Annotated in this window: 10 protein-coding genes; 2 read left to right on the forward strand and 8 right to left on the reverse strand. The window is 72.6% G+C overall.

The window, feature by feature from the left end; genetic code table 11:
- Window positions 1–49 precede the first annotated feature (49 nt).
- From EFE23_RS20165 to purN, 4 genes are all read right to left on the reverse strand, one after another.
- Complete coding sequence (locus tag EFE23_RS20165; RefSeq protein ID WP_123242503.1) at window positions 50–2,683, reverse strand: beta propeller repeat protein; 2,634 nt, start codon at window positions 2,681–2,683, stop codon at window positions 50–52.
- Between the two features lie 225 nt (window positions 2,684–2,908).
- On the reverse strand, window positions 2,909–3,433 hold the full coding sequence (locus EFE23_RS20170; RefSeq protein ID WP_123242504.1) for a hypothetical protein: 525 nt from the start codon (window positions 3,431–3,433) through the stop codon (window positions 2,909–2,911).
- 233 nt (window positions 3,434–3,666) lie between these two features.
- Complete coding sequence (gene purH / locus EFE23_RS20175; RefSeq protein ID WP_123242505.1) at window positions 3,667–5,238, reverse strand: bifunctional phosphoribosylaminoimidazolecarboxamide formyltransferase/IMP cyclohydrolase; 1,572 nt, start codon at window positions 5,236–5,238, stop codon at window positions 3,667–3,669.
- Complete coding sequence (purN, locus tag EFE23_RS20180) at window positions 5,235–5,855, reverse strand: phosphoribosylglycinamide formyltransferase (RefSeq protein WP_123242506.1); 621 nt, start codon at window positions 5,853–5,855, stop codon at window positions 5,235–5,237. The genes purH and purN overlap by 4 nt, the downstream gene beginning before the upstream one ends.
- 245 nt (window positions 5,856–6,100) lie before the next feature.
- Between purN and EFE23_RS20185 the strand changes: the two genes are divergently transcribed.
- The gene (locus EFE23_RS20185; protein ID WP_123242507.1) at window positions 6,101–6,733 is read left to right on the forward strand and encodes a DUF4190 domain-containing protein; all 633 of its coding nucleotides are present in this window, start codon (window positions 6,101–6,103) and stop codon (window positions 6,731–6,733) included.
- 201 nt (window positions 6,734–6,934) lie between these two features.
- Here the strand turns inward: EFE23_RS20185 and EFE23_RS20190 are convergent, their stop codons facing one another.
- Complete coding sequence (locus EFE23_RS20190) at window positions 6,935–8,269, reverse strand: cell division protein PerM (protein ID WP_123242508.1); 1,335 nt, start codon at window positions 8,267–8,269, stop codon at window positions 6,935–6,937.
- A gap of 160 nt (window positions 8,270–8,429) precedes the next feature.
- On the opposite strand from EFE23_RS20190, the gene EFE23_RS20195 reads away from it, so the two are divergent.
- Entirely contained in the window at window positions 8,430–8,699 is a 270-nt protein-coding gene (locus EFE23_RS20195; RefSeq protein WP_123242509.1) for a DUF4190 domain-containing protein, read from the forward strand.
- A gap of 56 nt (window positions 8,700–8,755) precedes the next feature.
- Here EFE23_RS20195 and sucD read toward each other — a convergent pair whose 3' ends face one another.
- The 3 genes from sucD to EFE23_RS20210 all read right to left on the reverse strand — a co-directional run.
- Entirely contained in the window at window positions 8,756–9,643 is an 888-nt protein-coding gene (gene sucD / locus EFE23_RS20200) for a succinate--CoA ligase subunit alpha (RefSeq protein ID WP_123242510.1), read from the reverse strand.
- A 2-nt stretch (window positions 9,644–9,645) separates the two neighbouring features.
- Window positions 9,646–10,824 carry an ADP-forming succinate--CoA ligase subunit beta gene (gene sucC / locus EFE23_RS20205; protein WP_123242511.1) on the reverse strand — a complete coding sequence of 393 codons (1,179 nt, stop codon included), beginning with the start codon at window positions 10,822–10,824 and terminating at the stop codon, window positions 9,646–9,648.
- A 181-nt stretch (window positions 10,825–11,005) separates the two neighbouring features.
- A partial coding sequence (locus EFE23_RS20210) for a hypothetical protein (RefSeq protein WP_204348493.1) occupies window positions 11,006–11,628 on the reverse strand: 623 nt, incomplete at its 5' end.

The raw sequence follows: 11,628 nt of genomic DNA on the forward strand, positions 1-11,628 counted from the left end.
AGGAGGGGCCCCTTGTTAACGCCTGGGCGTTAACAAGGGGCCCCTGCTTTCAGAGCTGCGCCAGGTTGAACGCCCAGATGCCGCGGCCGTGCGTCGCGACGTAGACCGAGTTGTCCGCCGCGTTGTACTCGACGTCCATGCCGACGGTCAGCGGCAGGCCGGCGCCGAGCCGCTGCCAGTCGGTGGCGCCGGGCGCGCGGTAGAACGTGGCCAGGTCGGTGGCGAGCACCAGCGCGCCGTTGGACAGCTCCTTGATCGAGCTGGCCGGCACGTCCGGCAGGTTCGCCGAGACGTCCTTCCAGGTCGCGCCCGCGTCGGTGGTCTCGAAGACGTGGCCGTAGCCCGCGCCGGGACCCTCGGTGAAGCGGCGGGAGAACCCGTTCACGGCGAGGAAGGCGTGCGCGCCGTTCGCCGGGTCGATCCCGACGCCCTGCACGAACCGGTTCGGGAAGTCACCCGGCAGGCTGAGCTGGTGCCAGCTCGACGGGTCGTTGACCTTGCCGACCGCGACGCCCCGAGCGAAACCGGCGTTGTTGCACGGCCCGCACCAGCCCACGTACGCCATGCCGCCCGAGACCGCCACCGAGGTGGCGGTGTGGCCGGCGCCCAGGTCGAACACGTTGGTCCAGCCCTTGCCGTCCTGGATGGCGTAGCCCTTGGTGTTCACCCAGACGTGCTGGCCACCGGCCACCCAGACGTCGGCGTCGTGGTCGTCCGGCGCGAACGGCGCGATGAACCGGGCCAGCTCGTCGCCCGGCGACGAGGTGTACGGCTGGATGTCCCGCGAGGTGGAGGTGTCCGCCGTGCCCGGGCCGGGGTTGGCGTTGCAGTTCTCGGTCACCCGCATGGCCAGGTTGGTGTACTCCTGGACCTGCCGGCAGCCGTTGGCAGGGTCGGCGAAGCCGTCGCCGCCGTCACCACCGAAGTTGGAGCCCATCACGGTGTCGCCGGCACGCAGGATGGACACGCCGTTGTCCTGGAGGCCGCCGGCGACGATGGTGCCGGCCTTCGCCGGGTCCCTGCCCAGCGACACCGAGTAGTACTGGAGGGCGTCGATGGTGCCGTCGTTCAGGCTCTGCCAGTCGGTGGCGTGCCCGTCCTTGTCGGTCCTGCCGTTGATCGGCCGGCGGTAGACACCACCGTCGTTGCCGACGTAGACGAAGCCGTTGCCGACCGCCACCGAGTGCTGGTCGGAGTGGGTGGTCTTGTTGCACTTGTTCTGCGAGTCGTAGATGTTCCAGCAGGAGAAGCCGAAGTTCCAGTACGGACCCACGGTCTTCCAGTTGGCGCCGGCGTCGGTCGACTCGTAGACCTCCTCCAGCCCCGCCCAGAGGTGGTTCGGGTTGGCCGGGTCGACCGCCAGGAACTGGTTGTACCAGGCCTGGATGCCGGGGCCGTAGCCCTTGCCGATCACCGTCTGCTTGAGGGCGGAGCCGGAGTTGCCCAGCTTCGACGAGTCGGCGATCTTGTTCCACGGGCCGGCCGGGTTGCCGGTGTTGGAGACGTAGATGCCGTCCAGGTAGCTGTTCACGTTGCCGACCGGCTTGTTCAGCAGGCTCGGCGACTGGTTGATCGCGTAGAGCTTGCCGCCGTCGGCGGAGAAGGCGAACGTCACGTAGCCGATGTCGTCGGCCGGCATCGCGCCGGTCGGGTTGATCTTCGTCCAGCCACCGGCGGTGTAGTCGGCGGTCTCGTAGAAGCCGTTGTAGGTGTCACCGGACCGCCAGGCCGAGGCGACCACCACGTGCTTCGGGTTGCGCGGGTCGCCCGCCACGTCGTTGACGATGTTCTTGTACGCGGCGTTCGCGGTGCCCGCGTTCGCGCCACCCGGCAGGTAGCTCGGGTTCGGGGTGAACTCCAGCTTCCAGGCGCCGCCGGTGCTGCCCATCGCGTGCGAGTACAGGCCCCGGTTGGTGGCGGCCCAGACCTTGCCGTCGAAGAAGCGCAGCTTGTTGATGACCGTGCTCTCCAGCTCGGTCCCGCCGACCCGGTCGGTCGCCTTGAACGTGCCGGACCGTGGGTTGGCCAGCCGGTAGACGCCGGCGCCCACGTACGAGGTGGCGCCGGTGTTCGCCTCGCCGGTGGCGTACCAGAGCGAGCCGTCGGTGGCGAGCACGACGTCGCCGCTGGACAGGGTGGGCAGCGCGTCCGCGATCGGCGTCCAGCTCCCGCCGCCGGTCGAGGAACGCCACACGCCACCGTCCGCGCCGGCCGCGTACACGTAACCGCTGTTGTCCGCGGCCAGGCCCGTCATCCGGCCGGTGACCAGGCCGGCACCCCCGGACGAGTTGGACGCGTAGTCGCGGTAGCGCGGGTCGTCACCGTCGTACTTGATCCTGGTGACCTCGCGCCAGGTGCCCTTGGTGGCGGCCATGCCGTTCAGCTGGCTCAGCGCGTTCGAGTACGCACCCGGCGAGACGATGCCCGGGGCGTACCGGGCCTGGGCGAACTGCTCGGCGATGGTGCGGGCCTCGAAGGCCTCCTCGCCGGCCTCCTCGGACGACTCCCCGGCCGCCATCTCCATGAACTCCCTGGGGTGCCAGGGCATGTTGGCGCCGGGCTCGTCGGCCAGGCCGAGCTTCTCCCGCACCTCGTGGTTGGTGGCGACGACGCCACCGAGCGCGGCGGTGAGCACCAGCGCGCCCGCGATTGTCGCCGGCTTGCGCCAGCGGGACTTGGACATGCGAATCCTCCGATTCGAGGGGTCCCCGAGCGGTCGGCCCGGGTGGGAAACCACGGCCGACGGGTGGCGGCCATGGCGCTTGGCTGATCGGACGGCAAGCATCCGCAGTGGACCCTCGGCAGGCTGCGACCACTCCGGCCCGGCGCGTCTGACGCCGCGCACGTCCGGAACGGTTGAGCACCCGGGTGGACGGCAGGTCACACCCGACGGGCGGTGCGGGGAGGGTCAGGCCCGGGCCGGCGGGGCCCGGCTGGGCCGGCTGCCACGGGTCGGCAGCGACACGGCCGGCTCCCGGTAGCGGGTCGGGGCGACCACCGAACGCGGGGTGCCGACGACGCGCAGGGGCACGGCCAGGAGGAGATCGTCCGGTCCGTCGCTGGTGGCGACGCCGGCGCGGTGATCACCACCGGGTCCACCGGAGAATTCCGTCCACAGCTCCGACGGAGCGCCGGGGTGCGTGAGGCGCGCGCCGGCGGCTCGGGGGTCGACGGAGGGCGGGGCGGGACGCTCCGGCGTGGTGGCCGACGCGTCGACGACTCCAGGTCGCGGCGCGGACGCGCCGAGCTGGAGTCGTCGCAGGGACCGTCCATCCGGAGGAAGAGCGGACGGGCCGTCGTGGACGATCGACCGGTGCGCGGCGATGACCACCGCGCCGGGCTCAAGGGTCTCGCCGCGGCCGGGTGCTCCCAGGCCGGCCAGGACGAACGCCAGCGCGACGACGGCGGCGGTCAACCGGTCGAGTGCGCGCATCGGCAAGCCCTGTCGGGAGGAGGGGAGGCAGCTCGGGCGGGCGGCGGAGAGAACGGGGAGGGTCGATCGCTTGCTGCGGGACAACGCTAGCAACAGTTTTCACCAGCCGGCAACGGCCGGCCGTCGTACTTTCGGCTGGTCAACGGGGCTGGCGTGACAGCGTTTTCCGGCAGGGATCCGTTACGTGAAATGGGCGCGTGGCCGCGCGGCCACGCCCCCGTCGTCCCCGTCGGTCAGTGGAAGAAGTGCCGGGTGCCGGTCAGGTACATGGTCACGCCGGCCTCCTTGCAGGCCGCGATGGTCTCCTCGTCGCGGATCGAGCCACCCGGCTGGACGATCGCGCGGACGCCGGCCTCGATGAGGATCTTCGGACCGTCGGCGAACGGGAAGAAGGCGTCCGAGGCGCAGACCGCGCCGCGGGCCCGGTCGGCCCCGGCCCGGCTGACCGCGAGCTGCGCCGAGTCCACCCGGTTGACCTGGCCCATCCCGACGCCCACCGTGGCGCCCTCCTTGGCCAGCAGGATCGCGTTGCTCTTCACCGCGCGCACCGCCCGCCAGGCGAACGCCAGGTCCCGCAGGGTCGCCTCGTCGGCCGCCTCGCCGGTGGCCAGCCGCCAGTGCGCCGGGTCGTCGCCCTCGGCGTCGATCGCGTCCCGCAGCTGCACCAGCACACCACCGGTGACCTGCCGCCACTCGGCCGGCAGCGGGGCGAACCGCGGGGCGCGCAGCAGCCGGATGTTCTTCTTGGCCCGGAGGATCTCCACCGCGCCCTCGTCGAAGCCGGGCGCCACCAGCACCTCGGTGAAGATCTCCGCCACCTGGCGGGCCAGCTCGACGCTCACCGGCCGGTTCACCGCGATCACGCCACCGTACGCCGACACCGGGTCGCAGGCGTGCGCCTTGCGGTGCGCCTCGGCCACGTCCGCCCCGACCGCGATTCCGCACGGGTTGGCGTGCTTGATGACCGCCACCGCCGGCTGCTCCGGGAAGTCGTTCGCGGCCCGCCAGGCGGCGTCCGCGTCGACGTAGTTGTTGTAGGACATCTCCTTGCCGTGCAGCTGCTCGGCCTGGGCCAGCCCGGCCGGGGCGGCCGGGTCGGCGTAGAGCGCCGCCGCCTGGTGCGGGTTCTCGCCGTAGCGCAACACCGCCTGCCGGCGCAGCGACAGGCCGGCGAACTCCGGCCACCCGTCGGCGGCCGGGGCCACGGTGGTGGCGAACCAGTCGGCGACGGCCACGTCGTACTCGGCGATGTCGGCGAACGCGCGGGCGGCGAGCGCCCGGCGCTCGGCCAGCGTGAAGCCGCCCTCGGCGAGCGCGGCCAGCAACGCCGGGTACGCCGCCGGGTCGGTCACCACGGCGACCGAGGCGTGGTTCTTGGCCGCGGCCCGGACCATCGCCGGGCCGCCGATGTCGATCTGCTCGACGCACTCGTCCTGGCCCGCCCCGGAGGCGACCGTGGCCTGGAACGGGTAGAGGTTGGAGATCAGCAGGTCGATGCCGGCGATGCCGTGCTCGTCGAGCTGGGCGGCGTGCGCGTCCTTGCGGAGGTCGGCGAGGAGGCCACCGTGGATCTTCGGGTGCAGGGTCTTCACCCGGCCGTCGAGGATCTCCGGGAAGCCGGTCACCTGCTCGACCGGGGTCACCGGCACCCCCGCGCCGGAGATGGTCGACGCGGTGCTGCCGGTGGAGACGATCTCCACCCCGGCCTCGTGCAGGGCCCGGGCCAGCTCGACCAGGCCGGTCTTGTCGTAGACGCTGACCAGCGCCCGCCGGATCGGGCGACGCGCGTCCTCAGTGGCACTCACGGAACGGTGACCTTTCTGCCGGTGATCGTCCAACCTTCACGGACCAGCCGACCGACCTGCTCGACGAGCTGGCGCCGCTCGGCGGACTTGATGCGCTCGGTGAGCGTCTCCTCGTCGTCGTCGTCCAGCACCGGCACGGCGACCTGGGCGACGATCGGGCCGGTGTCCATCCCGGCGTCGACGAAGAACAGGGTGGCCCCGGTGACCTTCACCCCGTACGCGAGCGCGTCCCGGGGGCCGTGGATGCCGGGGAACGCCGGCAGCAGGGTGTTGTGCGTGTTCAGGTAGCGGTCGCCGAACGCGGCCAGGAAGTGCGGGCCGACCAGCTTGAGGAAGCCGGCGCTGATCACCAGGTCCGGCTCGTGCTCGGCCACCCGGGCGGTGAGCGCCTTGTCCCAGTCCTCGCGGGTCGGGTGGTCCGTCAGCCGCTCGACGAAGGCGGGCACCCCGGCCACGGCGGCCCGGTCCAGCCCGGCGATCCCGTCCCGGTCGGCGCCGACGGCGACCACCCGGGCCCCGTACCCGGGGTCGGCGGTGGCGTCCAGCAGCGCCTGGAGGTTGCTGCCGGAACCGGAGACGAGGACGACGAGGCGGGCGACGGACGCGGGCTCGGTCACGCCGCAACCCTATCGGGCTGGTCGGTACGTCCGGCGGTCGGGCGGCCGGCTCGCGGTGATCTCCCCGGTTGGCGCCGGCACGATACGCTGCCGTCGCCCGGTGTCCGGTTTTTCCGGCCGACCGGGCGTCGACATCGTGACCTTGGTCCCGGGCCCGTGTGCCGCGGCGTCCCGGTGCTGGGCGGAATGATGAGCGGCAGCAACCGACCACGGACGTCGACCCCCAGTTTGAGGAGCTTTCAGCAATGCAGCCCGGTTACCCCGGTCAGGACCCGTACGGCCAGCAGCAGCCCAACCAGGACCCGACCTCCCCGCAGTACGACCCGTACGCCCAGCCGCCGCAGGCCCCGCAGTACGGGCAGCAGCCGACCTCCGGGCAGCCCTACGGCCAGGACCCGTACGCCCAGCCGCCGCAGGCCCCCCAGTACGGGCAGCAGCCGACCTCCGGGCAGCCGTACGGGCAGCAGCCGACCTCGGGGCAGCCCTACGGCCAGCCGACCTCCGGGCAGCCCTACGGGCAGCAGCAGCCGTACCAGGACCCGTACGGTCAGCAGCAGCAGCCGTACGGCGCCGCGCCGCAGTACCCGGCCGCCGGCTACCCGCAGGCGCAGGGGCAGAACAACACCCTCGGCCTGATCGGCATGATCGCCGGCATCGCGTCCATCGTGTTCGCCCTCTGCTGCACCCCGCTGGGCATCATCGGCGGCATCGCCGGCGTGGTCCTGGGCATCCTGGCCCAGAAGAAGGTCCAGGCCGGTGAGGCGACCAACGGCGGCCAGGCCAAGGCGGCCCTGATCTGCGGCGGCGTCGGCATCGTGCTCTCCATCATCAGCGCCTTCGCGGGCGCCATGATCAACCTGAACAACTTCGGTTCCTGACCCGAACCCGAGAAAGGGGCGTCCGGCAGCCGCCGGCCGCCCCTCTCTCGTCCCCACCCCCACCCCACCCAGCCCAGCCCCACCTCGGCCCCGCCGAGTTGATCAAGGGGTTTGCGTCAGAATCCGGCGGCTCCCCGACGCAAATCCCTTGATCAACTCGGCGTGGAGGGGCCGGCAGGGGGCGGTGGAGGGGGGTGGGGGTTAGGGGGTTTTGGCGGTTGGGCGGGGAGAGCGGGCGGGGCGGGGTGGGGGGACAGCGCGGGTGAGGGCGCGGGTGGCGGCGGCGCCGAGCAGGGCGGCGACGGCGATGACCAGGGTGGCCACCCCGGCCACCTGCCACGGCATCGGGCCGATCTCGGCGAGCCGCCCGCCACCGAGCGGGCCGCCGGACACCGCCGCGGCCACGCCGAGCAGCACGCCGGCCACCGGGCCGGCGAGCGCCGCCGGAACGAGCACCGCCGGCCAGCCGACCGACGTCCGCTCCTCGGCCGCGATCCGCAGCAGCCGCCGGGCCAGCAGCCAGCCGGCCGCCATCCCGGCCAGCACCGGCACCGCGAGCAGCGCCGCGCCGAACCCGTCCACCGGGCCGCGCGGCAGCCCGGCGAGCAACGGTACGGCCGGCAGCGCGCCCACCGACACCTCACTGGTCCGCACGGCCGTGTCGGTGCCGACCGCGAACCCGGGGCCGAGCAGGTAACTGGCCGACCAGATGGTGGCGTTCGGGGCGTACGCGAGACTGACCAGCGTGATGCCGGCCTGACCGGCGACCCCGGTCCGGTACGCGCCGATCATGTCGGCGGCGTCCCCACCCCCGGTCGCCACGGCCAGCCCGGCCGCCCCGGCACCGGCGCCCAGCAGCAGCAGGCCGGCGACCAGACCGGTACGCATCCCGTCCCGCAGCGGCGGCGCGGACCGGCGGGCCAGCAGCCCCGACACGCCGGTCGTCCGCACCGCGCCGACCAGCGCGGCGAGCGCGCCGACCACGGCGAAGGTGACCCCGGCCCGGACCGGGGAGACCCGCACGCCGCCGACGCTGACCGTGACCGCGGCGAGGACACCGAGCAGCGCGTACCCGAGACCGACCGCGACCCCGACGGTGAGGGCCTGGCGGGCGGACCGGCCGCCGCGGGCGCCGATCGCCCGGCTGACGTGCACACCGGCCCGGGTCAGCCGCCAGACGACGAGCCCGGTCAGGGCCAGTGGGGCCAGGCCGAACGGCCCGGCGGAGGTCTGCAACGGCACACCGTGGCCGAGCAGCCAACCGGCCAGACCGGCGCGCAGCGCACCCGGCAGCGAGCCGGCGTCCTCGCTGAGCTGCGCCAGGCCGAGCACCAGGGTGACCGGCAGCCAGGAGGTCAGGGCCGCCCAGCCGGCCGCCACCCCGGCGGCGACGGGCAGCGGAGCCCGCCCGCGCGGGCCCTCCCCCGATCGGGGTGCGGGCACCCGGGGACCCGCTCCGGCCCGGCCGGTGGGCCGGGCGTCGGCGGCCGCCCCGGCGGCGGTCCGGTGGGGCTGGTCGGGGGTGACGGGTGACATCGGGTTCTACTCTGGCACGCCGTGCCCGTGGCGGCAGTCCGATACCGCGTCCGGACCTCGGCGAGTTCCCTGATCCACCGGCTCGGCGGTCCCGATCCGGTTTAGCCTCGGCCCAGGACGCGACCTTTCCTGTCGCGGCACCGACCGCTCGGAGGAAGCCGTGAACGCTCCGTATCCGCCACCGCCACCGCCACCGGCCGCCGGCCGTGACCGGACCACCCTGTGGGGCGTCCTGGGGATCATCTTCGGCCTGCTCTGCTGCGGCATCCTGGGCATCGTCTTCGGTTGGCTGTCGATCCGGGACGCCCGGCGCTTCGGGAAGTCACCGCTGCTCGGCTGGCTGGCGATCGCGTTCGGCGTCATCAACATCATCGCCAGCGCGGTCATCCGGGCGCGGGGGCACTCCTACTACCCGTACTGGTACCGCTGACGGAAGGAGGGGGTCGACCGGATCCGGTCGACCCCCTCCGCACGTCGTACGACCGCTCAGCGGTTGGACATGATCTCCCGCATGAGCTTGGCGGTCTCGGTCGGGGTCTTGCCGACCTTGACGCCGACCGCCTCCAGGGCCGCCTTCTTGGCGTCCGCGGTGCCGGCCGAACCGGAGATGATCGCGCCGGCGTGGCCCATGGTCTTGCCGGGCGGGGCGGTGAAGCCGGCGATGTAGCCGACCACCGGCTTGGTCACGTTGGCCTTGATGAACTCGGCCGCCCGCTCCTCGGCGTCACCGCCGATCTCACCGATCATCACGATGGCGTCGGTCTCCGGGTCGGCCTCGAACGCGGCCAGGGCGTCGATGTGCGTGGTCCCGATGATCGGGTCGCCGCCGATGCCGACACAGGTCGAGAAGCCGATGTCCCGCAGCTCGTACATCATCTGGTAGGTCAGCGTGCCGCTCTTGCTGACCAGGCCGATCCGGCCGGAGCCGGTGATGTCGGCCGGGATGATGCCGGCGTTGGAGGCGCCCGGCGAGGCGATGCCCGGGCAGTTCGGACCGATGATCCGGGTCCGCTCGCCCTGGGCCACGTTGTACGCCCAGAACGCGGCGGTGTCGTGCACCGGCACACCCTCGGTGATCACCACGGCCAGGTCGATGCCGGCGTCGATCGCCTCGACCACCGCGGCCTTGGTGAACTGCGGCGGCACGAAGATGACCGTGACGTCGGCCCCGGTCTCCTTCATCGCGTCCGCGACGGAGGCGAAGACGGGCAACTCGGTGCCGTCGAAGTCGACGGTGGTGCCGGCCTTGCGCGGGTTGACGCCGCCGACCACGTTGGTGCCGGCGGCGAGCATCCGCCGGGTGTGCTTCGAACCCTCGGAGCCGGTCATCCCCTGCACGATGACCTTGGAGTCCTTGGTCAGCCAGATAGCCATTGTCAGACCCCCGCAGCTGCCAGCTCGGCGGCCCGCTCGGCCGCGCCGTCCATGGTGTCGACCCGCTGGATCAGCGGGTTGTTCGCGCCGTCGAGGATCGCCCGACCGGCCTCGGCGTTGTTGCCGTCGAGGCGGACGACGAGCGGCTTGGTGGCCTTCTCGCCCCGCTGCTCGAGCAGCGCCAGCGCCTGCACGATGCCGTTGGCGACCGCGTCGCAGGCGGTGATGCCGCCGAAGACGTTGACGAAGACGCTCTTCACCGACGGGTCGGAGAGCACGATCTCCAGGCCGTTCGCCATCACCTCGGCGCTCGCGCCGCCGCCGATGTCGAGGAAGTTGGCCGGCTTGACGCCGCCGTGCCGCTCACCGGCGTACGCGACCACGTCGAGCGTGGACATGACCAGGCCCGCGCCGTTGCCGATGATGCCGACCTCGCCGTCGAGCTTGACGTAGTTGAGGTCCTTCTCCTTGGCGGCCTGCTCCAGCGGGTCCACCGACGCCTGGTCGACCAGGGCCTCGTGGTCCGGGTGCCGGAACGCCGCGTTCTCGTCCAGGGTGACCTTGGCGTCCAGCAGCAGCAGCTTGCCGTCCTTGGTCGTGGCCAGCGGGTTCACCTCGACCAGCGTGGCGTCCTCGGCGACGAACGCCTGCCACAGCTTCACCGCGACCTCGACCACCTGGTCGGCGACCTCGGCCGGGAAGCCGGCCGCGGCCACGATCTCGCGCGCCTTCGCCTCGTCCACGCCCGTGTTGGCGTCGATCGGGGCCTTGACGACCTTCTCGGGCGTCTCGGCGGCGACCTGCTCGATGTCCATGCCGCCGGCCACGCTGGCGATGCAGAGGAAGGTGCGGTTCGCCCGGTCGAGCAGGTACGAGAAGTAGTACTCCTCGGCCACGTCCGCGGTCACCGTGATCATGACCTTGTGGACCGTGTGACCCTTGATGTCCATGCCGAGGATGTCGGTGGCCCGGGCCACCGTCTCCTCCGCGCCCTCGGCCAGCTTCACGCCGCCGGCCTTGCCGCGGCCGCCGACCTTCACCTGCGCCTTGACGACCACCCGGCCGCCGAGGCGCTCGGCGATCGCGCGGGCCTCCTCCGGGGTAGTGGCGACGCCGCCGGCGAGCACGGGCAAGCCGTGCCGCTCGAACAGGTCCCGCCCCTGGTACTCGTACAGGTCCACGATTGCGCGTCCCGTCCCGTCTCCGCGGCGCGCCGTCGCGCCGCCACCAGCTTCGGAAAATCAGTTTGACGCCCGTCATCGAATGAGACAGGCCATTTGCCGCAGCCTAACGAGATGGGAACCGGCGGCAACCGAGCGGGTGCGGGGTGTGCGGTAATGCACAGCCGCCGGCGGCTCCGGCTCAGCCGACCCGGCAGCGGCCGGCCGAGTAGCCGACGACCGCCCGCATGATCTCCTCCTCGGGCCGATCGGCGAAATTGACCGTCGCGGCGAAGCCGGTGCCGAAGAACGCCTGCTGCAGACCCGAGTCGAGCGCGGTGTAGACACCCAGGCCGGAGCCGACCCGCGGGTCGTGCGGCTTCACGCAGAGCATCTTCTCCAGCGCCCAGCGCCGCAGGTAGATGCGGTCGATCGCCGCCCAGGGCAGCCAGATCGCCTGCCCCCGGGTGGGCCGGGTCTTGATCCAGAGCCCGTCCGGCCCGACCGCGAGCACCGGGCCGCCCGAGGTGATCAACCAAAGCTGGAAACTCAGCAGCAGCGCGAACAGCAGCAGGAACGCCGGGACGACGAGCAGCACCACCGGGTCAGCGTTCCCGGCGGAGACCGCCGCCCCGAGCGGGCAGGCCATCACCAGGCCGATGAAGAGAATCATCAACACGAAGAGCAGCGCCCGCTTGCCCACGCTCTGCCGAAGCACGAACGGCGGATCCTCCGGGATCCGCCTGGCCGTCACGGCCGCAGGCGCCGCCCCGCCCGGGTACGCGCCGGGGTGCGCCGCCCCGCCGGGGTACGCGCCGGGGTGGG

The organism is Micromonospora solifontis (genome assembly GCF_003725545.1).
Taxonomy (GTDB): Bacteria; Actinomycetota; Actinomycetes; order Mycobacteriales; family Micromonosporaceae; genus Micromonospora; species Micromonospora solifontis.

Bases quoted from the DNA above. Each gene is read 5' to 3' on its own strand.
- EFE23_RS20170 (WP_123242504.1), bottom strand. From the start codon at position 3,433: ATGCGCGCACTCGACCGGTTGACCGCCGCCGTCGTCGCGCTGGCGTTC.
- EFE23_RS20185 (WP_123242507.1), top strand. From the start codon at position 6,101: ATGCAGCCCGGTTACCCCGGTCAGGACCCGTACGGCCAGCAGCAGCCC.
- EFE23_RS20190 (WP_123242508.1), bottom strand. From the start codon at position 8,269: ATGTCACCCGTCACCCCCGACCAGCCCCACCGGACCGCCGCCGGGGCG.
- EFE23_RS20165 (WP_123242503.1), bottom strand. From the start codon at position 2,683: ATGTCCAAGTCCCGCTGGCGCAAGCCGGCGACAATCGCGGGCGCGCTG.
- sucD (WP_123242510.1), bottom strand. From the start codon at position 9,643: ATGGCTATCTGGCTGACCAAGGACTCCAAGGTCATCGTGCAGGGGATG.